Here is a 24,470-nt window from a genome sequence, read left to right on the forward strand (position 1 = left end):
ACACGATGCTTTTTTGCAGCGAGAGCAAGATGAGCCATTGGAAGAAGATGTGATTGAGCCGGAAGATATTTTTGAGGAAGAGGAAGCTATTGAGCAAGATAAATTGCTAGTAAATAAGCAATCTTCAGAAGAGAAGTAATATCTTTATAATCTGATTACTTTAAAAAACCAACTTAAGTTGTTGCCAATATTGGTTATATAAAGCAAGTGTCTCTTCACCAACATCGCGCTGAAAATAACCTCTCGCCAAAATATTTGCTGGCGGATAAACAACCGTGTTATTTCGAATAGGCTCGGGTAATAAGGCGCGCCCTTTCGCATTGGTAATTGCTTGCCCACTAATTAATGCCAATTGCGCAACAACATCAGGCTTAAGTAAAAAATTAATAAAGGTGAGCGCTTCCTGCTGATGAGGCGCATTTTTAGGGATTGCTAAACAATCTACCCAAATAACAAATCCGTCTTCGGGATAAATAAAATTAACCTCTTTATTTTCTTTGGCAGCCTTGTAAGCATCTGCATTCCAAGCAACGCCTAATGAGCTGTCTTCATCAATCATGATTGCTTGAATGCTGTCGCTAGCGAATAGTTTAATGTTTGGGGCAAGCTTTACTAATTGCTGATAAGCCGCTCTAATAAGATTAGGATCTCTACTATTAGGATCAAAGCCAAGGCTAAGTAAAGCGATAGCAAAAACTTCACGGGAGTCATCAAGCATCATTAGTTGATTAAGCCATCGCTTATCCCATAATCCTTGCCAGCGCTTAGGTGGGTTACTAACATTAGTTTGGTTAAAGAAAATCCCAGTTGTTCCCCAGATAAAGGGAATACTGTATTGATTGCCTTTGTCATAGTCGTTTTGAGTAAATCTTTGATCTAAATTAGTGATATTAGGTAATTGGCGGTGATTAAGCTTAGTTAACATACCTTGATTGACCATGCGCTCTACAAAATAGGCAGAAGGTAAAATTACATCATAAATAGCTTGCCTACTTGCCTTGAGTTTAGCATACATGGTTTCATTGCTGTCGTAGGTAGAGAAGTTAACTGTGATCCCTGTCTCCTTTTCAAAGCGCTGGATAATTTCTTTAGGTATTTCACCGCCCCAAACATACACATTAACAACATTGGCATAAACAGCAGGACAAAGCAGTAATAGAATTAATACTCTAAATCGTTTCATGATGGTTTACCTGAAAGGCGATAAGATAAAGTCACCAAAATCATAGAAATAAAAAAAGTAATGGTGCACAGCGCATTAAGCTCAGGAGTTACGCCTGTGCGTACTAAAGAGTAGATGGCAAGTGGTAAAATATTAAAATCAGGCCCTGCGACAAAATAACTAATCATGACATCATCAAAGGACAGAGTAAAACTTAAGAGCAAAGCACTTAATATAGCTGACCAGAGTAATGGTAATAAAACCTTGGTTAAAGCAACATAACGGCTTGCTCCTAAATCTAGGGCACTAAAATAAATATTTGGATCGAGTGTATTGATACGCGATTTAATCGTTAAAATGACAAAAGGTAGGCAAAAGGTAATATGAGCAATAAGCAGGCTTAAGAAACCGAGCGGTATTTGCATAATATTAAAGAAAAGGAGTAAAGCAACACCAAGCACTAAATCAGGAATGATAATTAATAATAACAGTAAAATATAAAACGAATTTTGTTTTCTTGTGCGAAATAAAAATAAATTCACACTGGCAAGCAAACCTAATAAAGTAGCAATGAAGGATGCACATACCCCTAGAAAAATAGAGTTAAAAAAAGCAGACCATAAACCTCTGTCTTGGAAAAGCTCTCTATACCACTGCCAAGAAAAGCCATGCCATTGTAAGGAAAATTTAGCATCATTTACTGAATAAAGAATTAAAATTAAGATAGGTGTATAAAGAAAGAAGAAAACAAAAAATAAAAAAGCTTTTTGTGTAAATGCCTTCATTTAATAACCTCACTGCTTTTATGACGATAAAAAGCTAATAAAATTAATAACAGTAAGGTTAAAATAACGCTTGTTGCCGCACCCTGCGGCCAATTCTCAATGACTAAAAATTGATTTTGAATTAAATTGCCTAACAAAATAGAACGAGCGCCACCTAAAATATTAGGAATATAAAATAACGTCATGGCCGGTAATAACACGAATAAACAACCTGCTAAAATTCCTGGTGCGGTGTTGGGTAAGAAAACACGCGTAAAGATAGCCCATTTACTTGCACCTAAGTCTTTTGCAGCTTCAATTAAGCGAAAATCAAAGCGCTCCATGTTAGTAAAAATAGGTAAAACCATAAATGGAAATAAGTTATAAACGAGTCCGCTAATTACCGCAAAGTTAGAGTAAAGTAGATTGAGTGGCACATGAATAAGATGAAATTTAAGTAATAGAGCATTAATCACCCCTTTGTACTTAAGAATTGCAATAAGTGCATAAGTTCTAATTAAAGAGCTAGTCCAAAATGGAATAATAATTAACAACAGTAAAACAGATTGGTGTTTGGATTTAATAAGTAGATAGCTAAAAGGGTAAGCCAATATAAGACAAAGGCCAGTCGCAATGAAGGCAATTGCTAACGAGCGGAAAAAGATTTTAGCAAAGACAGGTGTAAATAAACTAAGGTAGTTAGCAAAGGTAACAGGCAAAGCAACTAAGTTTGTACTGTCATTTGTTAAAAAACTTGCAATTAAAATAAATAATAATGGAATAAAGCTAAAAAGGATTAGCCAACCATATAATAAATAAAGTGAAACTGATTTAGCCTTCATAGGGCAATAAAACCTCCCAACCAGGTAGCCATTCTACCCAGACCGATTCATTAGGCGAGTATTCTAATTTATCATCGTCTTCATCAAAAAATTCAGACGCATTAATAAGCTTACCTGACGTTAATGCCACTTTAAGATCGACAGTCGATCCTTTATAAACAATTTCCACAATCCGCCCGGGCAACATGCCTGCTGTATCATCTACCTCAGATAGGCTCCATACCCGAATATCTTCTGGACGAATCACTAAATGTAATCGGGTGCCAGGCTGATAATCGCCGGTATTTTTGCAAGTTAAGTTAACGTTTTCAACCTTAGTCGTTAATTGTTGATTATCACTCGCTTGAACTTGAATATCAAAAATATTAGCTTCGCCAATGAATTTAGCGACATGTAAATTGGCTGGGTTTTCATAGACTGCTCTGGGCGTACCTATTTGCTCAATATGGCCATGATTAAAAATAACGATTCTATCGGACATGGATAAGGCTTCTTCTTGATCGTGAGTGACAAAAATAAATGTCATGTTCAAGGTTTTTTGTAATTGCTTTAACTCAGATTGCATTGATTTACGTAAACGATAATCTAAGGAACTTAAGGGCTCATCAAGTAATAATACTTGCGGTCGATTCACAATGGCCCGAGCGATTGCGACTCGTTGCTGCTGCCCACCACTTAAATGTTTAATATTACGGTCAGCTAAGGTTTCTAATTGCACAAGTTGTAGTGCTTTTTTAACACGCTGGTTAATTTCACTGGCTTTAACTTTCCTACATTGGAGTGCAAAGGCGACATTATCAAATACTGATAAATGAGGAAAAAGGGCATAGCTTTGAAAAACCGTGTGGACATCACGTTTTTGTGGTGGTAATAAATTAACACACTGCCCATTAATAAAAATTTCACCCTGACTTGGTTGCTCAAAGCCTGAAATGAGACGCAGCAAGGTTGTTTTACCACAGCCAGATGGGCCTAAAAGGGTTAAAAACTCACCATCGAAAACAGATAAAGAAATATTATTAAGGATTAAGGCACTGCCATAAGATTTATAAACTTGCCGAATTTCAATTAGCGGTACCGTCATGATAATTTCAAAACAAAACCGTAATTATGAGCGCTGACTTGGCACTTGTCTAGTAACAATCACATAATACTCAAAGTCTACACGTGAAAAAATTTTATTAACGCCCTACGCACTGCGCTTTGCGTGTAGTATTAAGAAAGGTAGGTTGGGCTAAACAAAGTGCAGCCCAACAAACAACCGTTGGGCTGCGTATTGCTTAGCCTATGTTGGATACCGTGGTCAAGCCACAGTATTTCGATAGACTGGAAAGAAGCCAAAGAGAAAAACGAATTACCGCGGCTTGACCGCGGTAACCAGCACTGTGGCATTTAATTTATCCCAGCATGTCACCCGCAAATTAATTATAACTATTGCAATCATTATGATTGAGTGCAGATTGTGATGAGCAAAGTTCAGATATACCGCCATTATTGCAAATAACGAGTCCTTGTTCATCCATTGTTAATACGCCACCTTGCCATAAACAACAGCCTTGTACATTTTGTAAATCCATAATGGCGTGTCTCGTACAATAGCACGAAGAGTAATAGCCATTTTTGCACACTAAACGACCTGCCGTAGAATCACAATAACTTACACCACCCATCATGGCACAACATTTATTAGGGCGACAGTTTTTAGGACAATCATCCCCCTGACAATCGCCACAGCGTCCTGCATGGGCTAACGCAAAACAAGCCATAAGTACCCAGATTGTCAAGAGACGAGTAATGAATTGCATGATAGATTCCACTTTTTTATTTTTTTGAGAATATCATAGGTAGTTAAACAAAATAAATAAGTAATGGAAGGAGACAACCCATGTAGTTACTTTATGTTACAGCCAGCAATTAACAAACCTATGTCTTTGCGAGCGTCAGCGAAGCAATCCAGGTGGATGCTTTGTTAAAAAGCTGCTCTAAATTGTTTCACGTCTTTCGCAATGACAATAATTATTTTTACAGTAGGTTTAAGTTACTAAATATACCGCACTATGATTCTTCATGCGCCAACAAATCAACTGATTCAATTTTTTGAAACTGTTGGGTTATTTTTTTGGCTGAAATAGATACTTCACCTACATCTTGGTGGGCTAAGTCAATGTGTTTTGAGAGTTTATCCATTCGTTTTTCAAAGCGTTGAAAATCGGCGGCAAGCGCTTGTAAATGTTGCTGGATAATATGGACTTGTTTACGAGTTGCATCGTCTTTAAGGACAGCACGTGCTGTCGTTAAAACAGCCATTAAAGTGCTAGGTGAAACAAGCCAAACTTTAAGTCGTTGTGATAGAGCAATAACATCTGGGTAATTAGCATGGATTTCAGCAAAAATAGCTTCTGCTGGAATAAACATCACAGCGCCATCGGTTGTTTCATTCGGAATAATATACTTCTCAGCAATGTCTTTTATATGCTTTTGGATATCTTGGCGAAATTGTTGATGGAGGAGTTTTTTTTCAACGGAGTTAAACTCAGTGCCCATTAATTTTTGATAAGTTTCTAGGGGAAATTTAGCATCAATTACTACATGGCCGGTAGGCTCAGGTAAAAATAAAATACAGTCAGCGCGTTTTTGATTGCTAAGTGTGTGTTGCATCCGATAATGAGACGAGGGGATCATGTTTGCAATTAAGTTAGCAAGTTGTACTTCACCAAAAGCACCGCGCGCCCGTTTATCGACTAAAATATCTTGTAAATTGACCACATGTGATGAGAGTTCGGTAATCTTTTTTTGCGCCTCATCAATGATAGTGAGCCGTCTTACTACGTCAGTAAATGTTGAGGAGGTTTTTTCAAAGCCTTCGGTTAGCTTATGATTAACCTGGCTAGTTAAGCTATTTAAATGCCCTCGTATTTCTTCGGTTAAAGTTTGTAGGTGGGATGTAAGTGAATGTGCATGTTGCATGAAACTATGGTTTATTTGCTCCCGTACATCAGTCATCGCACGCTGAATCGTTTGGTTAATAAGCTGATGATTAGCGAGTTGTCCTTGGGAGATTTGCTCTAAGATACGCTGTTGATGAACTTGATAGCTATCCTGTACATCAAGTTGCAGTTGATGTAATTCGTCAATAATAAGCTGTTGTAATTTTTCAAATTGCACATTAGTTTGTTCGCGCAACGTAGTTAGGCGTCTACAAAAGAAAATAATCAAGCAACATTGAAAGGCTAAAATAGCTATTATTCCTTGTGTCAGTGTAAACTGCCATCCAATCATTTTAACCTAAGCTAGCAAAATCGATAGGCATGCTATGTTCAAAAACTGGTTTGAGCTGCCCGTAATCGATAAGTTGAATCGACCCCAAATAATACGGTGAATGTTTAGAATTAGCAATCTTATGTTTAATAGTAAATTCGCAAAAATAATTCCTAACTGCTAAAAATAGTATTGATGCTAACCGATGAACTGTTCATACTTAACTGCTTTTAGATTTCATGGTTAGGTTGACGAATAATGAGTGTTGATAAAACGTTAGCAAGGATGGAGGCGTTACGCCAACAAATTCGGTTGTATGATTATCATTATTATGTGCTAGATGAGCCTCTAGTGCCTGATATTGAATATGATCGCCGTTTTCGAGAATTACAATTGCTTGAGAATGAGTTTCCTCAATACATCACTAATGATTCACCTACTCAACGTGTAGGGACACATCCAGTTACAGCCTTTGAGCCAGTAGCGCATCGACAACCTATGTTGTCTTTGGGAAATGTATTTACTCGTGAGGAATTACAAGCATTTATTAAACGGGTTGCAGATCGCTTAAAATATTCAGAGCAAGAGTTACTCTTTACATGCGAGCCTAAACTTGATGGGCTGGCCGTGAATTTAACCTATGAACAAGGTATTTTAGTTCACGCAGCGACTAGAGGCGATGGGGCGGTTGGTGAAAATATTACCACAAACATTAAAACCATTGCTGCTGTACCACTGCGCTTAATGGTTGATAATCCGCCTTCTTTTATTGAAGTTAGAGGTGAAGTGTACATGCCTAAGGCGGGTTTTGACGCACTTAATCAACGAGCACGCGACCACGGTGAGAAAACATTTGCTAACCCTCGTAATGCAGCAGCAGGCAGTTTACGGCAATTAAATCCTCAAATCACCGCCTCTCGACCTTTAGCAATTTATTATTATGGCATTGGGGCTTACGAAGGTGAGCGACTACCAGATAGTCATTTTGGTCAACTGCAATTACTGCAGCAAATGGGTTTTCGAGTATCGCCTGAAAATAAGCAGGCGAAAGGCTTAGAAGGTTGTTTAACGTATTATGAAGCAATGGCTGCTAAACGACTCGCTCTACCTTATGATATTGATGGCGTAGTCTATAAGATAGATAGCATCAGTCAGCAACAAGAATTGGGCTATGTCGCACGGGCACCGCGATTTGCCTGTGCTCACAAATACCCGGCGCTAGAAGAAATGACTGAAATCACTGCGGTCGATTTTCAAGTAGGGCGAACAGGCGCGCTAACCCCCGTTGCTCGTTTAAAGCCAGTTAATGTTGCCGGCGTTATGGTAAGTAATGCTACCTTACATAATATGGATGAAATTGCGCGTAAAGATATCTTAATTGGTGATACAGTCATTATTCGCCGAGCGGGTGATGTCATTCCTGAAGTTGTTTCAGTAGTAAAAGATAGACGACCTCTTACGACCATTCCCATTACAATGCCAGAGAATTGCCCAGTTTGCGGAGCAAAAGTTGTTCGTGAAGAAGGCGAAGCAGTTGCGCGCTGCACTGGCGGCTTATTTTGTGCGACCCAACTTAAGCGCACTATCTGGCATTTTGCTTCCCGCAAAGCGATGGCTATTGATGGATTAGGAAAAGGTATCATTGAACTATTAGTCAGTACAAAATTAGTTAAAGATGTTGCTGATCTTTATCAATTAAACTTAGAAGAATTAATTGAACTACCTAGAATGGGTAAAAAGTCAGCAGAAAATTTACTACAAGCCGTTGAGAAAAGTAAACAAACTACCTTTAAACGATTTTTATATGCGTTAGGTATACGCGAAGTCGGGGAAGTTGGAGCAGGTGTTTTAGCGGCTCATTATCCTAATATCACTTCCTTAAAAAATGCGAGTTTAGATGAGTTAATGTTGCTTAAAGACATAGGGCCTGTGGCTGCCCAATACATTATTAACTTCTTTGCCCAAGCACATAATTGTGAAGTGATTGCCAAGTTAATCAATTATGGGGTGCATTGGCCAGATACATTCCAACAGGAATTTGATAAGAAGCATCCTTTGTACGGTAAAACAGTCGTGCTAACTGGTACGCTTGCTAGTATGGGACGTGATGAAGCTAAGGCAAAACTAGAAGCACTTGGTGCTAAAGTGACAGGCAGTGTGTCAGCTAAGACAAACTACGTAATTGCCGGCAGTGATGCGGGCTCTAAGCTAGATAAAGCCAATCAGCTTGGTGTATTTGTTTTAAATGAAGACGAATTATTACAATATTTAGATTAAATTCAGTTCAATGCAAGGTAGGTTGGGCTAAACGAAGTGCAGCCCAACAATTAATCGTTGGACGTCTTGTTGCTTAGCACAAGCTATCTTGATAGGGCAGGGATGGATACCGTGGTCAAGCCACAGTATTTCGGTTAAGGGTGGTTGTTGGTGAAGTGTATGATAGCTCGTGAAACGCAAGTAGCTAATGAAAAACGAATTACCGCGGCTTGGCCGCGGTATCCAAAGTTATAGCGGTGAGGGTGAAACGAAGAGCAAAAATCGAATAAAATTTTATCAAGTAGCCTGGATGAATGAAGTGAAACCTGGGTTCCGGCCCTACGGGCCTGCACCCAGGCTACATTTATTGTTTTAAGCAAGCAATATTAGCTATCGGCTATCTTCTTAGCCTGCTCCCAAATTTCCATTAATTCACTAAAAGAATGCCCTTCCAAATTAGTTAAACCGCGCATGCCTGCTATTTGTTTAACCGCATTAAGTCGGCGCTCAAATTTAGTCAGAGTTAAATTTAAGGTGTCTTTTGGATTAAATTGGCAAAATACACATAAAGAAAAAACTGCATGCAGTAAATCGCCGATTTCTTCTTGTAAATCAGCACTAGGAGAAGTGTCTGAAAGTTTAGGTAAGTGTTCACTGACTTCCAGACATTCACTTTTAATTTGCGCCATGATTTGGTGAGCATTGTCCCAACGAAAACCAAATTGTGCTGCCTCTTGCTCTAATAAGAGGACTTTCTCTAATAAATTCATATTAAACTCGCTTTGATTAGCCCGCAAATAGCTAATACGTTATGATAAGAGGTTTATAGCTAGCAGTAGAAAATTCTCACCAGTAGCTTTAAAATGATAACCTGATCATTATAATGATTTATTTTCTAGGACCGCAATTTTGGCAAAACAGCATCTAACAGGAAGTTTTGTTTTCGTTTTGCTTATCGCTTGTAAGAGTTATGCTTTAAGTTGGGTGTTTAATAACCCTTATCCTAATGAGCAATCAACACAAAGAATTTATTATTCTTCGTTTAATGAACAGCCCAAAACGCTAGACCCAGCACGTTCTTATTCAAGTAATGAATACCAATTTATTTCGCAAATATATGAGCCTATTTTGCAGTATGATTATTTCAAAAGGCCTTACCAACTTATACCTCTGACCGCAGTTAATATGCCATCTATTAGGTATGTTAACGCACAATTACAACCAGTCGAGCAAGGCTCTGCTGATATTGCTTATAGTATTTATACTATATCTATTAAACCAGGTATTTTGTATCAGCCACATCCAGCATTAGCAAAAGACAAACAAGGCCAGTCTCTTTATCTTAATTTATCTAGCGATTATTTAGATGAACATGACATTACGCAATTGGCAGATTTTCCGCTGACAGGAACACGTGAATTACTCGCTGATGATTACATTTATCAAATTAAACGATTAGCAAATCCAGCCGTTAATTCCTCTATTTATGGTTTAATGAGTGATCATATTGTCGGTTTTCGTGAATTTGCCTCTACATTACCTACTACCCATACGTTTATTGATCTTAGAAACTATACATTAAGTGGTGTGCGAAAAATAAACAACTATACATTCGAAATTACTATTAAAGGTCAATACCCACAGTTTATATTTTGGCTCGCCATGCCATTTTTTGCGCCTCTGCCTTGGGAAGCTGATAAGTTTTACAGCCAAGCAGGTATGGATGATAAAAATTTAAGCTTTGATTGGTATCCTATTGGTACTGGCCCCTTTATGCTTACTGAGAATAATCCTAACAAACAAATGATTCTAGCTAAAAATCCTAATTTCCATAATGAATATTTTCCGGCGCATGCGAGTGCTGAAGATAGACAAGTAGGTTATGCTCATTCAGCAGGTAAAAAATTACCGCTTATTGACGAAGCCATTTATACATTAGAAAAAGAAGCGATTCCCAGGTGGAATAAATTTTTACAAGGTTATTATGATTTATCAGGTATTAGTACCGATAGTTATGCGCAAGCTATTCAAATTAATGCTGCAGGTAAACCTAGTTTAAGTGCAGATATGCAAGCTAAAAAATTGCATTTAACCACGACCATTGATCCCAGCATTTATTATGTTGGATTTAATATGTTAGATCCCATTGTTGGCGGTAAGAGCGAGCGGGCACGTAAGCTTAGGCAAGCCATCTCCATTGCTGTTCATTATGAAGAAAATATTGCTATTTTTTTTAATGGTCGAGGTATTGCTGCTCAAGGACCAATTCCACCAGGAATATTTGGTTATAAAGAAGGAAAAGATGGCATTAATCCTTATGTGTACCATTGGCATAGTGAAAAAGCAAAAAGACGCACTATTAAAGAAGCTAGGGAATTAATGAAACAAGCGGGTTACCCAAATGGCCGTGATAAAAAAACAGGAAGGGCGTTAATCTTACACTATGATGTACCTATTACTGGTGGGCCAGATGATAAATCCCAATTAGATTGGATGCGCAAACAGTTTGCCAAACTTGGTATTGATTTAAATATTCGTGCCACACAATATAATCGCTTTCAAGAAAAAATGCGCAATGGAAATGCACAAATTTTTAGTTGGGGTTGGAATGCTGATTACCCTGATCCAGAAAATTTTCTCTTCATGCTCTATGGCGGTAATGGTAAAGTGTTACATGGCGGAGAGAATGCAGCAAATTATGATAATCCTAAATATAATCAATTGTTTAATTTAATGAAAAATCGTCCTAATGATGCTGAGCGACAAAAGTTAATTGATGAGATGGTTGAAATTGTGCGACATGATGCCCCTTGGATTTGGGGAATGAATACGGAAACATTTCTTCTTACGCAACAGTGGATGTCTTTAACTAAGCCAAACACCATAAGTTTAAATTCATTAAAATATATTGCCGTTGATGTGCCTTTACGCAATCAAATGAGGCTTAACTGGAATAAACCTATCATATGGCCGCTGTTAGCTATATTACTGCTTTTTTTAGTGCTTATTATATTGCCTTTGTTTATAGTTTATAAGCGAATGGAACAACAGCGTGCTAAGAGAATGAATCTATGATTTATTACTTTATTAGGCGAGTGCTTTATGCACTACCCATTTTATTTGGTATTAATTTAATTACCTTCGCCTTATTTTTTATGGTTAATTCCCCAGACGATATGGCACGTATGCAGCTTGGCCAAAAACATATAAAGCCTGCTGCCATTGCTCAGTGGAAAGAGCAACATGGTTACGATTTACCTCTTTTTTATAATGATGCCAAGCTAGGCTTACAAAAATTGACCCAAACTCTTTTTTTTCAAAAATCACTTAAATTATTTGCATTTGATTTTGGTATGTCTGATGCAGGACGAGATATTAGTTTTGATATTTCTCATCGTATGTGGCCAAGCTTAGCTATTGCAGTACCCATTTTGATTTTTGGTATGCTAGTAAATATTGTTTTTGCCATGGGCATGGCTTTTTTTCGTTCCACTTACCTCGATTTAAGTGGTGTGGTGCTCTGCATTATACTCATGTCCATTTCAAGTCTTTTTTACATTATTGGTGGTCAATATATTTTTGGTAAAATCCTACGCTGGGTTCCTATTTCTGGTTACGATAATGGCTTAGATAGCTTAAAATTTATTGCCTTGCCAATATTAGTGGCAATACTAAGTGGTATAGGAGCAGGCTCCAGATGGTATCGTACTTTATTTTTAGAAGAAATGAATAAAGAATACGTTAAAACAGCACGAGCAAAAGGACTCTCTGAAACACGAATACTTTTTAAGCACATTCTAAAAAACGCGATGTTACCTATTTTAACTGGGGTCGTTGTCATTATCCCATCCTTATTTATGGGAAGTTTAATCCTTGAGTCTTTTTTTGGCGTACCAGGTTTAGGTAGTTATATTATTGATGCGATTGGGCAGCAAGATTTTGCTATTGTTAGGGCCATGGTTTTTTTAGGCTCTGTCCTTTATATCATTGGTTTAATTTTAACAGATCTCTCCTATATTTGGGCGGATCCACGGGTAAGGTTGAATTAATGATAGATTTGTTCTGGACCGATCAATGGTTTTTATTTTTGTTAAGTGTAGGTTTTATTTTTTTATTAGTTAGCCTACGCAAAGAACCCGTTAGGCGCTCCTGGCGTTATTTATTTTATAATCCTATCGCGGTAAGCGCAGGGATTATTTTATTCTTTTTTCTAAGCATTGGTATTTTAGATTCCATTCACATTCGTACAGTTGATGCAGAAGATAATGGCGTGGTAGTTTCTGTTCTAGATAAATTGATTGCACCGGTTGGGCAAATGTATGAAAAAACATACTCAGCACCTTTAGCACTAACATTATATAGTACTGAAACTGCCATTATTAATGGGCAAGCTAAACAAATTTATCCACGTTTAAAGTATGTGCCAAGCAATATTAAAACGTTTGAAGCGAAACAACAGCTTATTTTTTATTTATTAAATAAAGCATTTCTGCAAAGCTTAATTGTGTTTGGTATCTTAGTAATACTGGGCTGGTTATTGCATTGGTTATTGTTTGCAAAGAGAAAGATTAATTTTAATGCAAGTCTTAATTGTGGCTTAATTACCTTATTTATTTGCCTCTTTTTTTTATTGTCTAGCTACTGGTTATCACGAAACTTTCATCTTTTTGGTACCGGAAAAATTGGCCAAGATATTTTTTATTATACGATTAAAAGTATTAGGACTGGCCTTATTATTGGTACATTAACCACGCTATTTATGCTGCCTTTTGCAGTCATACTTGGCATCGCTGCTGGCTATTTTGGCGGTATCATCGATGATGTTATTCAATACATTTATACCACGTTAAGTTCTATACCAGGGGTATTACTGATTACCGCCTCGGTGTTATCGATGCAAACTTATATTGCTAATCATCCTGAACAATTTGCAACCCTTGAAGAAAGTGCCGATGCTAGGCTTTTTGCATTGTGTTTAATCTTAGGAATTACTAGCTGGACTAGTTTATGCCGTATTCTGCGAGCCGAGGCATTGAAGCTTCGGGAAATTGATTTTGTCTTAGCTGCAAAAGCATTAGGTAGTAGCGCTTGGCGAATTCTTTATAAACATTTATTGCCCAATGTAATGCCCATTGTATTAATTAATTTGGTATTGGATTTTAGTTTTTTAGTATTAGCAGAAGCCGTTTTATCTTATGTTGGTGTTGGTGTATCGCCCATGACGATTAGTTGGGGAAATATGATTAATGGTGCGCGCTTAGAATTAGCACGTGAGCCTATCGTATGGTGGCCGATGATGGCAGCTTTTCTATTTATGTTTATTTTAGTGCTCGCTAGTAATTTATTTGCTGATGCAGTTCGCGAGGCATTTGATCCGCATCGTGTTCAGGGGAAAAACGTCTAATTAATGCTGGTTTAACAGATGATATTTGTTTAGCGGCTCAAACACTATTTCATTGCTTTTAGGTTGAACTCGCGTTAATTAGCTTCTTTTTGTGTTACTATGAGAAGATTAATTTTAACTAAAAAGGTGATCCTATGCGTTCGATTCTTTCATTAATAATGATTGTGTTTCTCTCGTTTGGCTTGGTTGTTAATGAAGCAGCAGCTAAGCGATTTGGCGGTGGCCGTGCCATAGGATTTCCTCGTTCAACGAGTTCTTATAATAAAGCATCACCGAAGCAATCTTATGTCAAGCAAAATACAGCAAGCCGGTGGCGAAGTGGGTTAACAGGTTTTTTACTCGGTGGATTATTAGCTAGCCTTTTCTTTGGGCACGGGTTTGGCAGTGCTCTTTTTTCATGGTTGATATTGATAGGACTCGCGTTAGTTATAGTACGCTTATTTCGCCGGCCACGTAATCACAATAACCCACGGGATTGGCACTAATCAGAAGCGGGAGCATGAGCAATCTCTTGTCTAAATGCACAGCCTGCCTTTAAATCTAAGTGAATAGGAATGGATGCTATTATATTTACAGGCTTTATTGGATTTATCGTTGCCATTTGTGTAGGAATAGGGGAATTTCTTTTGCATTTTAATGCAAAAGACGATAGGTCGCAGGAGCCTTATCAGTTTATGCGCACTATTCCTAGGCGGCGGTTAACGGCAGGCCATTTCATTAGTGTGTTAATCGCTCCCCTTTACTTAATCGGATTTTGGCATTTTTATAAAATGCTAGAACCCGGTGGTGGCTTTTTACCACTTGCTGTTGCAGGGTTAGCAGGTTATAGCTTGATTATGGATATGGCTTGGCTTAGCTCTAGAGCTATGCTTGGTGCAATCATGCAAGGTCAAAAGAAATTGACCAATCTAACAGATGTTATTCGTGCCTATCGGCTTTATGGGGAAACGCTACTAGAAATTGTTCGCTTTGTAATGCAAGTGATGTCTGTTGGTTTTATCTATTTAGTATGGCAGGGCGCTACCTACTATCCAACTTGGATGATTGTTTTTAATCCAATTTTAATTTTAGCAGCACTATCTATTTTATATGCGGTTTTCCCTAAAGTAGGAAAATATTTAATGCCTGGTGCTTTGCATATAAATTATGCCATCTTTTTCGCTCTATCAACCTATTTTGCAATACGCTTAAAAGTAGGATAGCTGATGGCTATAAATATTAACCTGCATTGTGTCAATTAGTAATTAGATAGTTAATAAGCCAGGCAATTTTAATCTTTTTAATAGGATTTAGGGACGGGCCCCTCTTATTTAGCACATTACCTAAAATGATAAGTAATATTAGATAAGCATTGTTGCATGGATAAATAAGTAATCAAAGCGACCTTGTAGCCCGGCTGCTAGCAGCCGGGCTCGGTTAGCTAAACTAAGATTTAATCCCCGCTTGCTTGCAACCGGGCTACGATAGCTGGGGTGGTTGCTAAAACACTCTGTCATTGCGAACCTTTACGCCGTAAAGGTAAAGCAATCCAGATCGGTGCTCCTTACCACACCCGACCTGGATTGCTTCGCTTCGCTCGCAAAGACTTAACTCATCTAGCTTGGCTTTCTTCTACGCAACAATGCCTGTTAAGTATGATCGAAATATTTAATCTATTTAAGCTAATGACTGCTATTAATAGTGCAAATTGAATTTTATTAAATCATTCTATTGATTATTCATTAATACCTTAAAATTCTTTAGCCACGGCGAATGTATTATCACCATTATTTTTAAGAAGAAATCTTTTTGCGCTATGAGCATTTTGATTAAATGCATTTGGTTTTTTAAAATAAGTAGGCTTAACGTAGGTTATGATTAAGTCAACCACACTTTTTCTTAAATCAGCAAGCGCAATTGCAATAGGTATAAAATCTTTATCAATAGGTATATTAAGCTTTTGCATGGTAAATTGACCTTGTTGATTTTCATAAAAGTAAAGTCCGCTATGACGTGCTAAGAATAAATCGTCTAAGCCATCGCCATTTGCATCTATTGCCATTGCACAATAGGTAGCGTCCTCGGCTAGTTTAGAAAAAGTTAATTCATGTGTCACTTCTAAAAAATTTTCACCTTGAAAAAGAAATACTCTATCCATTTGATTAGGCTTGCCACCTATAAACAAATAAGTGTCCCCTTGTCCTTTTAAATCAAAGATAGCAGAACCGATGAAAGGAAGTGTAGGTTTGTTGATTTGATAATTTGAATTATTGGCTGATGGTGCTTTAAGTGGTACTGAGTATGAGTGTTGCTCATTTTTAGTTCGGATAAATTTTCTCAATAAAAATGCTTCTAGTGAAATGATAATAAGGGCGATAATAATTTTTATCATTACAATTATCATGAGTTTCTCGCAAATCAATTTGTATTAATCTTGTAATATTACTATAACTCGATTCCATTACTTTGATGAATAAAGAATACAAAATGACTGTCATTGCGAATAACGTGAAGCAATCTAGCATGTAGCCTGGGTGAAACAAAGTGAAACCCAGGTTTAGGCCCTCTGGGCCTGCGCCTAAGCTAAGTTTATTTAGTATGAATAAATCACAACCAAATTACCACGGCGTGTCTGCGGTATCCAGTGAAATGGCACTCAGGGTGTGGATACCGTAGACACGCCGCGGTATTTCGGACTGGAGTAGATAAAGCTAGTTAATGCTGTCTTAAAAAAAAACAAAAAAACTTTTAATGAAATTGTTACTTACTTTTAAAAACAGCAAGTAGCCTGAGTGAAACGACGTGAAACCCGGGTTTCAGTCCTTTGTACTTGCACTCAGGCCATGTTAGTTTAAGTAAAAATTGGCAAAATTGTGCAATCAACCATAACAAATTTTATAGCTTTTTTATAGTTAAAATAATGAATTGTAATTGAACAATAATTTTTCTTAATTCTACAAAGAAAGGGTACCCAGACCTACTAGGATTCATTACAATAGGTAAGCGAGTTTGGCAGAAAGTTACCTTCTTTTATTCAAACTCACATTTAATGAGCTGAAATTTAGTTTACTGTTAAATCGACCTTCTATCTGGTTATAATTTGGGATTAATGCTCTTATGCGCTCGCAGTTTGTTCATCTACGTTTACACACTGAATTTTCTTTAGTTGATGGATTAGTTTGTATTAAGCCCTTGATGAAAGCAGTTGTTAATCGGGGCATGAATGCTATTGCTATCACGGATTTTTGTAATTTATTTGCAGCAGTTAAAGTATTTAAAGCAGCAGTAGAGCATGGTATTAAGCCCCTTATTGGCAGTGATTTGCTCTGTCATTTTCAAGATCAGCCTACCATAAATTCTTCTCTTTTATTGCTTTGTCAAAATAATGACGGCTATCGCAACTTAACCTGTTTAATTTCAAAAGCCTATCAGGAAGGACAACATCAAGGTGAACCGCGTATTCAATATGAATGGTTGGCTGATTTTTCTGAAGGTTTAATTGTGCTGTCAGGTGGTTGTAAAGGTGTTATCGGTAAAGCCTTATTGGCTGATGATAAGGCACAAGCTTATGAGTTAGCTCGTTATTTTTCTAATTTATTCCCTAATCGTTTTTATCTAGAAATACAAAGAACGGGTAGGAAAGATGAAGCGCTTTATAATGAACAAATACTACAAATTGCCGAGGAATTACACTTACCCATTGTCGCTACCAATGATGTGCGCTTTATCAATCAGGATGATTTTGACGCCCATGAAGCACGAGTATGTATCCGTCAGGGCTGTACCTTAGCCGATCCAAGACGTTCACAAGACTATAGTGCGCAGCAATATTTGCGCTCAGCAGAGGATATGGTTGCTTTATTTAAAGACTTACCACAAGCTATACAAAATACGGTACAAATTAGTCAGCGTTGTACCGTTAAATTAGATTTAGGCAATAACTTCTTACCCACTTTCCCTATTCCTGCGAATTTTACTGTTGAGAGTTATTTATCGCAATTATCTAAAAATGGATTAGAAGAACGCTTGGCGATTATTTTTCGTGATCACGCGCCTGAGGAAGTGAATATTAAGCGTATCCCTTATGATAAACGGTTACAAGTAGAGTTAGATGTCATTAATAACATGGGTTTCCCAGGTTATTTTTTAATTGTTGCTGATTTCATTCAATGGGCAAAGCAAAATGGTGTACCGGTTGGCCCAGGTCGGGGTTCTGGAGCCGGTTCTCTTGTAGCTTATGCACTTAAAATAACTGACCTTGATCCACTGCTTTATGAATTACTCTTTGAACGTTTTCTAAACCCTGAACGGGTATCCATGCCTGACTTTGATATTGATTTTTGCATGGAAGGCCGTGATAGGGTGATTGATTATGTCGCCGAAAAATATGGCAGGCAAAGTGTTTCGCAAATTATTACGTTTGGTACGATGGCTGCCAAAGCGGTGGTGCGTGATGTGGGACGGGTTTTAGGGCATCCCTATGGCTTTGTTGATAAAATAGCTAAATTAATTCCTTTTGAAATTGGCATTACGCTTGAAAAAGCGCTACAGGATGAAGAAGAACTGCGGGTGCGTTATCAAGATGAGGACGACGTTAAAGAGCTTATTGATCTTGCTTTAAAATTAGAAGGAATTACGCGCAATGCAGGTAAGCATGCAGGTGGGGTAGTTATTGCACCATCGAAACTAACTGATTTTACTGCTATTTATTGTGAAGAAGGTTCTCAACAAATAGTGAGTCAGTTTGATAAAGATGACGTTGAGGCAGTTGGTTTAGTTAAGTTTGATTTTCTAGGGTTACGTACTTTAACGATTATCGATTGGGCGCTTAAAATTGTTAATCAGCAAAAAAGGGATAATCAAGAAGAAGAAGTTGATATTACCTTAATTCCTACAGATGATACGGCTACCTTTAATTTACTGAAGGCATGTCAAACGACAGCCGTGTTTCAATTAGAATCCCGGGGGATGAAAGAGTTAATTAATCGCCTGCAGCCTGATTGTTTTGAAGACATTATCGCGTTGGTTGCGCTGTTTCGGCCTGGGCCTTTGCAATCAGGCATGGTCGATGACTTTATTGATCGTAAGCATGGGCGGGCTAAAGTTGAATATCCACATCCTGATCTTGAATCTATTTTAAAGCCTACTTATGGTGTTATTTTATACCAAGAGCAGGTCATGCAAATTGCTCAGGTTTTGGCAAATTATACTCTAGGGGCTGCCGATTTATTACGTCGCGCCATGGGTAAGAAAAAACCAGAAGAAATGGCCAAGCAGCGGGCTATTTTTACAGATGGTGCTGTCGCACGTGGTGTAGCTAAAGACACAGCAACTTATATTTTTGATTTAATGGAAAAATTTGCGGGTTACGGTTTTAATAAATCACATTCTGCAGCTTACGCGCTTGTAGCTTATCAAACAGCATGGTTAAAAGCCCATTATCCTGCTGCCTTTATGGCGGCCGTCTTATCTTCTGATATGGATAACACAGACAAAGTCGTTAATTTCATTAATGAAAGCAAGCAGATGAATTTAAACGTGTTACCACCGTCAGTTAATCTATCTAATTTCACGTTTACCGTTACTAAAGATCAAACGATCCTATATGGCTTAGGGGCTATCAAAGGGGTTGGTGAATCAGCAATTAATTGTATTGTAAATGAAAGACTAGAGGGCCCTTATAAAAGCTTATTTGATTTTTGCCGGCGCCTTGATTTGCGTAAAGTGAATCGTCGCGTTTTAGAGGCATTAATTAAAAGCGGTGCTATGGATGATTGGCAAATTGAGCGCTCGGTACTGTTTGAGTCGTTAGAAAAAGCACTAAGAATGGCTGATAAAATACAACAAAATCAGTCAACGGGGCAAGCTGATTTATTTTCTTTGTTTGAAGAATCAGCGCGAGAAGAGGAAGATTATTGCGAGTGCAAACCTTGGCCCTCCTCACAAAGATTAGATGGCGAGAAAGAAACATTAGGATTTTATTTAACGGGTCATCCAGCTGCGCAGTACATGGAAGAGCTTAAAAATTACACCACGCCAATGATTCGTTTAAATACTTCCTCGGCTAAAAAAGCCTGTATATGTGGTCTTATTGTTTCTTTAAAACGGATTATTACGAAACGTGGTAAGAAATTAATTATTACGTCATTAGAGGATGCAACGGGTAAAGTTGATGTTGTTATTTTTTCCGAAGTTTATGAGGCGTTAGCAGCACCACTACAAGTAGGTCAAATGCTAATTGCTGAAGGTGAAATAGGGCATGATGAATTCAGTGGCAATGCGAGAATGACTGCCAGCCAGCTTTATTCTATTGCAGAGGCGCGTACGCGTTTTGCTAATTCTTTAGTGCTTTCAATAAGCGAAAAGGATAAAGCAATGATGTCATCTGTTAAAGCTATTTTATCTGCTAATCGTGGTCATTGTGCCGTACAAATTAAATATTTAAATGAAAAAGCACAGGCTTTACTGAATTTACCGCAGCAATGGTGGATAATACCAACTGATGAAGCTATTAATTCGTTGGTTGATATTTTAGGAACAGACCATGTCATTTTAAACTATTAACATCCATTAGAAGGATTTTGAGACTGTGAAAATGAATTTTTTTTGCCGTAAAAGTTTTTTATTTATTTTAACCCTATTAATGCTGCACAGTGCTCATGCGGCACAGCGTTCCCAGCTGTTTTATCGCAATTTTTGGCAACCATATTATCATGGACAGCGCTTAGATTATTGCATGGTAGGCGGGGTTAAATGCGGTCTTCCAGTAGCAAATCGTTATTGTCAAATGATGGGTTATGCACGTGCTGATCAGCAAATTATAGCCCATAATGTGGGTTTAACTAATTATATTTCTTGCCCTAAGCGGTGCAAGGGCTGGCAGTGCAACGGGTTTAAAACCATACGCTGTGTTGGCTTTTTGCTACATAATCCGCCAAAAGCTTATCACTATCGTTATCGCCGCTTTGTCTACCCGCGCTATAATCAATACCGGGTTGCTTGGTGTTATGACGGTAAAACTGGTTGTGGGCGTCGAGCTGCGTATTCATTCTGTCGTCGTTTGGGCTATTTACAAGTAAAAAGTTATTCAATACAAAAACATGTAGCAGCCACCAAAGCGATAGGTAACCAAAAGCTTTGTTTTGGTAAAGAATGTTGTCATGCATTTAGTCAAATTACTTGCTATCGTTAGTCAATTTCAAAGCCTGTAAGTCAGAAAATATAGGCTTATTTAAAGAAGATAAGATGGCTGTGTCATTTATTTGACAGGTAAGAATCATTAACTAATACTCAAGGATAACGCCATGCCACTTTAAGGATAAGTTTATGCGTGCCAATGATGTTATATTGATAATCGATGACAACAAAGAACGGCGCGATAAACTTATTACTATTTTAGATTTTTTAGAAAGGCCAAATTCTTGGACAGACATTAGCAATCCTTTTACACTTCATTCGCGAAAGAAGCAAATTTTAATGGTTGGCGCCAGCCCCTCCCCGCAAACTACGCTTGAGATTTTACAAGAATTAAAAAATTTTACGCCCAAATTACCAGTAATTCTTATAGGGCCGCCTGCGTTTACTGTGCCTGCAGAATTTAATAGCGTTATTGCTATACTTAATTTTCCTTTTACGTATACTCAGATTTTAGAAGCTTTGCATAAATGTCAGGTTGCCTTAGAAAATGTTGACTATTTAATCGCTTATGAGAATCGTACGCCATTATTTCGCAGCCTAGTTGGCAATAGCGAAGCAATCCGTCAGGTTCGTAAATTAATTGGGCAAGTAGCTGACACAGAAGCAAGTGTCTTAGTATTAGGCGAATCAGGCACGGGTAAAGAAGTGATTGCCCGTAATATACATGCTTTATCAGCGCGTTCTACAAAACCGTTTATCCCTATAAATTGTGGAGCAATCCCTGCAGAATTATTAGAAAGTGAGCTGTTTGGCCATGAAAAAGGGGCATTTACTGGGGCAATTACTTCAAGGCAAGGGCGATTTGAGTTGGCACATGGTGGTACATTATTTCTGGATGAAGTAGGTGATATGCCTTTAGCCATGCAGGTTAAGTTATTGCGAGTTTTACAAGAAAGGTGTTTTGAGCGAGTAGGGAGCAATAAAAGTATCACAGTTGATGTACGTATTATTGCAGCAACCCATAGAGATCTTGAACAAGCGATTAAAGAAGGAAAATTTCGCGAGGATCTGTTTTATCGTTTAAATGTCTTTCCTATTGAAGTGCCGCCATTACGAGCTCGTAAAGAAGATTTGCATCTGCTTTTTAATGATTTAGTCGCTAAAATAGAAGGGGAGCATAGACCTGGGGTGCGCTTATTACCCGCAACACTTGATAGCTTAGCCCAATATAATTGGCCCGGTAATGTGCGCGAGCTGGCTAATTTAGTTGAGCGTTTAACTATTTTATACCCCAATGGCATTGTTGACGTTGATGACTTGCCACGCCGTTTTCGTACAGGTGATATGAGCTTAATTGATACAGGCGTATTAAGTAGTGAGCGCGAAACGTTATTACAGCGAGCAAATCACGAGTTTCCTCCTGCTGAGAAAATTAACTTAAAAGAACATTTAGTTAAAACAGAATTAGCTTTAATCAGCCAAGCGCTCGAAGAATCAGATTGGGTAGTCGCACATGCTGCTAACTATTTGAACATGCGTCGCACTACGTTAGTAGAAAAAATGCGTAAGTACAGATTAATACGCCCAGAGAGAGCATAGAAGCGAGCTTCTATCGCTCTTTGGGATAGATTTTAAACCTAGCTTATAGTACATCATCCTTTAGAGGCTTTTGTTCATCAACATGATGCTCTATATTGACTTCAGGATTAGTATCAGTTGGATCAGAAGCTTTTTTATCAGTATTTTGCCCAGCAAAGCTGTCTTCGACAGATATATTCTCTTTAACAGGCCCTTTCGTGCGCTTTTTAGGATTATTAGATTTTTCATCTAAATTAAGCGCGCTTTTACTAACCACAGGTGGCTCATCCAGTGATTGTATAGTTTGCGTTTCAATAGGCGTTGCTGAAGAGGTGGTAGTACTGCTGGCTACTGAATCTGCTGAGGCTGCCGTCGTTGTGTCAACCGAGCCTTGATTGGTGGCCGGTGTTGACTGAGTTGTTGCTTTATCCTGCCCAGGGGTGGAAGAATTAGAAGCGGTGACGTTATCAGAGGATGCACGAGCCGTATACTCTTCTTGCGTACGTTTTTGCTTGTACTCATCTATAATCTCAGAAACGCTATTTTTTACATCTTTAAATAGCTTGCCTACGATGTGAGTAACTTCCTGAAAACTTGGCAATTTGGATTTAAAATCGCTCATCATTAACTCCATAGAATGGATTGTTTATCCTTAAAGTATACATAACTCTAAAAAAAGCTGCAAAATATAAGCACCAGATATTTTACACCCAAATTAAAAAATCTCATTTGCCATTTTTAAATTCTTAAACTATGGTTAAAACACCACTTAAAAAAGGAGATAAACCATGGATAAGAACCCAATGAATCAAAATCAGCAAGGTGGGCAACAAAAACATAACCAAGGCCAACAAGGTCAACAAGGCCAACATGGTCAACAAGGTCAACAAGGTCAACAAGGTCAACAAGGTCAAAATAAGCAATCTCAAAGCTGGAATGAAAAAAATTCTGACCAAAACAAAAAATGGTAATTATGAAAAATAAGGCGCCTCGGCGCCTTAGATTAGTGTTTACTTAAATAATCATTTTTTAAGTTATCTAGTAAGTTTACAGCCGGTTTAAATAATTTCTCAGAAAGAGAAGGTTTGCTTGGTTTAGAGACTTTAAAGACATTAAAATCATTCATTTTCTCAATGACATAATCATCGCTGGTTTTAAGATAATCAACAAGTTTTAAGTCATAAGCATCGGTAGCAAGCCAATGTTCACCAGTTGATACTTTATCAATATCTAGTTGTTGACGGTGGACAAAGACATAATCCCGAAATGTTTGGTGGATTTTTTCAATTTCTTCTTGAAATTTCTTACGGCCTTTTTCAGTATTTTCGCCTAGCATCGTTAGTGTGCGTTTATATTCACCAGCCGTTATTAATTCAACATCAATATTATTTTTCTGCAGCCAACGATGAAAGTTAGGTAGTTGTGCAACCACCCCAATAGATCCAATCACCGCAAAGGGTGCAGCAACAATGCGATTAGCCACACAAGACATTAAATAACCACCACTTGCAGCGACTTTATCAATACAAACTGTAAGGGGTATTTGGCGGTCACGAATGCGTTGTAATTGTGATGCTGCCAGTCCATAGCCGTTGACCGAGCCACCTGGGCTTTCTAAGCGTAATACCACTTCATCATTTTTCTGCGCAATAGAAAGTACAGCGGTCACTACTTCACGCAATTGTTCAACTTGTGATGCTCTAATATCACCTATAAAGTCAAGAACATATAATGAGGGTCTATCTTTTAAGCTTTTTTTAGCTTTTTTAGAACGTTTATCTTTTTCCTGCTTTTTGCCCTTTATTTCCTGATGCATGCGCTGCTTAAGCTCATCATATTGCTTATTTAACGGGGTAATTTCTAATTTAGGTTTAGTTTTTTTTCCGATTGCTAATAAGCCTGCGAAAAGCAGTAAAATGGCAATGACGCTCGTTAACGCTTTTAAAGCAAATAAACCATATTGTGCGAGAAAGTCCATGGTTTCCCTTGATTAAAAAAGAAGAAAACGATTATCACAGCGACTGCTCTTCGGCGCAAGTCCTTTGGTAAGCAACAATTAACTATTGCAAGCCCAATAAAAGACAGGATAT

22 protein-coding genes are annotated in these 24,470 nt (G+C 37.9%); 10 read left to right on the top strand and 12 right to left on the bottom strand.

The annotated features are described in order from the left end of the window. Positions 1 to 160: 160 nt before the first annotated feature. The 7 genes from DYE47_RS04505 to DYE47_RS16590 all read right to left on the bottom strand — a co-directional run bounded on the left by DYE47_RS04505 (position 161) and on the right by DYE47_RS16590 (position 6,219). Positions 161 to 1,183 (bottom strand): ABC transporter substrate-binding protein, encoded by a 1,023-nt coding sequence (locus DYE47_RS04505; RefSeq protein ID WP_115302121.1) that lies wholly within the window; start codon positions 1,181 to 1,183, stop codon positions 161 to 163. Next, complete coding sequence (locus DYE47_RS04510; RefSeq protein WP_115302122.1) at positions 1,180 to 1,947, bottom strand: ABC transporter permease subunit; 768 nt, start codon at positions 1,945 to 1,947, stop codon at positions 1,180 to 1,182. The genes DYE47_RS04505 and DYE47_RS04510 overlap by 4 nt, the downstream gene beginning before the upstream one ends. After that, positions 1,944 to 2,768 (bottom strand): ABC transporter permease, encoded by an 825-nt coding sequence (locus tag DYE47_RS04515; RefSeq protein ID WP_115302123.1) that lies wholly within the window; start codon positions 2,766 to 2,768, stop codon positions 1,944 to 1,946. The genes DYE47_RS04510 and DYE47_RS04515 overlap by 4 nt, the downstream gene beginning before the upstream one ends. After that, positions 2,758 to 3,852, bottom strand: coding sequence for a spermidine/putrescine ABC transporter ATP-binding protein PotA (gene potA / locus DYE47_RS04520; protein WP_115302124.1), 1,095 nt, complete (start codon positions 3,850 to 3,852; stop codon positions 2,758 to 2,760). Before potA ends, DYE47_RS04515 begins: the two co-directional genes overlap by 11 nt. A gap of 337 nt (positions 3,853 to 4,189) precedes the next feature. Beyond that, positions 4,190 to 4,573 (bottom strand): hypothetical protein, encoded by a 384-nt coding sequence (locus DYE47_RS04525; RefSeq protein WP_242604177.1) that lies wholly within the window; start codon positions 4,571 to 4,573, stop codon positions 4,190 to 4,192. A gap of 250 nt (positions 4,574 to 4,823) precedes the next feature. Continuing rightward, positions 4,824 to 6,047 carry a DNA recombination protein RmuC gene (locus tag DYE47_RS04530; protein WP_115302125.1) on the bottom strand — a complete coding sequence of 408 codons (1,224 nt, stop codon included), beginning with the start codon at positions 6,045 to 6,047 and terminating at the stop codon, positions 4,824 to 4,826. Position 6,048: 1 nt separating this feature from the next. Then, the gene (locus DYE47_RS16590) at positions 6,049 to 6,219 is read right to left on the bottom strand and encodes a DUF4785 family immunoglobulin-like domain-containing protein (RefSeq protein WP_425324456.1); all 171 of its coding nucleotides are present in this window, start codon (positions 6,217 to 6,219) and stop codon (positions 6,049 to 6,051) included. A 65-nt stretch (positions 6,220 to 6,284) separates the two neighbouring features. Between DYE47_RS16590 and ligA the strand changes: the two genes are divergently transcribed. Then, the gene (ligA, locus tag DYE47_RS04535; RefSeq protein WP_115302126.1) at positions 6,285 to 8,303 is read left to right on the top strand and encodes an NAD-dependent DNA ligase LigA; all 2,019 of its coding nucleotides are present in this window, start codon (positions 6,285 to 6,287) and stop codon (positions 8,301 to 8,303) included. A gap of 365 nt (positions 8,304 to 8,668) precedes the next feature. On the opposite strand, the gene DYE47_RS04540 is transcribed toward ligA, so the two are convergent. After that, entirely contained in the window at positions 8,669 to 9,052 is a 384-nt protein-coding gene (locus DYE47_RS04540) for a MazG nucleotide pyrophosphohydrolase domain-containing protein (protein WP_115302127.1), read from the bottom strand. Between the two features lie 139 nt (positions 9,053 to 9,191). On the opposite strand from DYE47_RS04540, the gene DYE47_RS04545 reads away from it, so the two are divergent. The 5 genes from DYE47_RS04545 to DYE47_RS04565 all read left to right on the top strand — a co-directional run bounded on the left by DYE47_RS04545 (position 9,192) and on the right by DYE47_RS04565 (position 14,888). Then, positions 9,192 to 11,357, top strand: a complete 2,166-nt coding sequence (locus DYE47_RS04545) for an ABC transporter substrate-binding protein (RefSeq protein WP_165482026.1) — start codon at positions 9,192 to 9,194, stop codon at positions 11,355 to 11,357. Then, positions 11,354 to 12,331, top strand: coding sequence for an ABC transporter permease (locus tag DYE47_RS04550; protein WP_115302128.1), 978 nt, complete (start codon positions 11,354 to 11,356; stop codon positions 12,329 to 12,331). The genes DYE47_RS04545 and DYE47_RS04550 overlap by 4 nt, the downstream gene beginning before the upstream one ends. After that, a complete protein-coding gene (locus DYE47_RS04555; protein ID WP_115302129.1) occupies positions 12,331 to 13,686 on the top strand; it encodes an ABC transporter permease in 1,356 nt (451 codons plus the stop codon). The genes DYE47_RS04550 and DYE47_RS04555 overlap by 1 nt, the downstream gene beginning before the upstream one ends. A gap of 134 nt (positions 13,687 to 13,820) precedes the next feature. Beyond that, the gene (locus DYE47_RS04560; RefSeq protein WP_115302130.1) at positions 13,821 to 14,171 is read left to right on the top strand and encodes a DUF1517 domain-containing protein; all 351 of its coding nucleotides are present in this window, start codon (positions 13,821 to 13,823) and stop codon (positions 14,169 to 14,171) included. Between the two features lie 69 nt (positions 14,172 to 14,240). Continuing rightward, entirely contained in the window at positions 14,241 to 14,888 is a 648-nt protein-coding gene (locus DYE47_RS04565; protein WP_115302131.1) for a DUF6796 family protein, read from the top strand. Positions 14,889 to 15,026: 138 nt separating this feature from the next. Here DYE47_RS04565 and DYE47_RS15990 read toward each other — a convergent pair whose 3' ends face one another. Continuing rightward, entirely contained in the window at positions 15,027 to 15,182 is a 156-nt protein-coding gene (locus DYE47_RS15990) for a hypothetical protein (protein ID WP_160149843.1), read from the bottom strand. A 233-nt stretch (positions 15,183 to 15,415) separates the two neighbouring features. Next, the gene (locus DYE47_RS04570) at positions 15,416 to 16,057 is read right to left on the bottom strand and encodes an FG-GAP repeat domain-containing protein (protein ID WP_115302132.1); all 642 of its coding nucleotides are present in this window, start codon (positions 16,055 to 16,057) and stop codon (positions 15,416 to 15,418) included. A gap of 725 nt (positions 16,058 to 16,782) precedes the next feature. On the opposite strand from DYE47_RS04570, the gene dnaE reads away from it, so the two are divergent. From dnaE to DYE47_RS04585, 3 genes are all read left to right on the top strand, one after another. Next, positions 16,783 to 20,229, top strand: coding sequence for a DNA polymerase III subunit alpha (gene dnaE / locus DYE47_RS04575; protein ID WP_115302133.1), 3,447 nt, complete (start codon positions 16,783 to 16,785; stop codon positions 20,227 to 20,229). A gap of 31 nt (positions 20,230 to 20,260) precedes the next feature. Then, positions 20,261 to 20,857: a hypothetical protein gene (locus tag DYE47_RS04580; protein ID WP_115302134.1), complete on the top strand. Its 597-nt coding sequence runs from the start codon at positions 20,261 to 20,263 to the stop codon at positions 20,855 to 20,857. A 134-nt stretch (positions 20,858 to 20,991) separates the two neighbouring features. Beyond that, on the top strand, positions 20,992 to 22,401 hold the full coding sequence (locus DYE47_RS04585; protein WP_115302135.1) for a sigma-54 dependent transcriptional regulator: 1,410 nt from the start codon (positions 20,992 to 20,994) through the stop codon (positions 22,399 to 22,401). Positions 22,402 to 22,444: 43 nt separating this feature from the next. On the opposite strand, the gene DYE47_RS04590 is transcribed toward DYE47_RS04585, so the two are convergent. Continuing rightward, positions 22,445 to 23,005: a hypothetical protein gene (locus DYE47_RS04590; RefSeq protein WP_131750064.1), complete on the bottom strand. Its 561-nt coding sequence runs from the start codon at positions 23,003 to 23,005 to the stop codon at positions 22,445 to 22,447. A 163-nt stretch (positions 23,006 to 23,168) separates the two neighbouring features. Between DYE47_RS04590 and DYE47_RS04595 the strand changes: the two genes are divergently transcribed. Further along, on the top strand, positions 23,169 to 23,351 hold the full coding sequence (locus DYE47_RS04595; RefSeq protein ID WP_115302137.1) for a hypothetical protein: 183 nt from the start codon (positions 23,169 to 23,171) through the stop codon (positions 23,349 to 23,351). A 32-nt stretch (positions 23,352 to 23,383) separates the two neighbouring features. Here DYE47_RS04595 and sohB read toward each other — a convergent pair whose 3' ends face one another. Beyond that, positions 23,384 to 24,358: a protease SohB gene (sohB, locus tag DYE47_RS04600; protein WP_115302138.1), complete on the bottom strand. Its 975-nt coding sequence runs from the start codon at positions 24,356 to 24,358 to the stop codon at positions 23,384 to 23,386. Between the last annotated feature and the right edge of the window lie 112 nt (positions 24,359 to 24,470).

The organism is Legionella beliardensis (assembly GCF_900452395.1).
GTDB classification, from domain to species: Bacteria; Pseudomonadota; Gammaproteobacteria; order Legionellales; family Legionellaceae; genus Legionella_C; species Legionella_C beliardensis.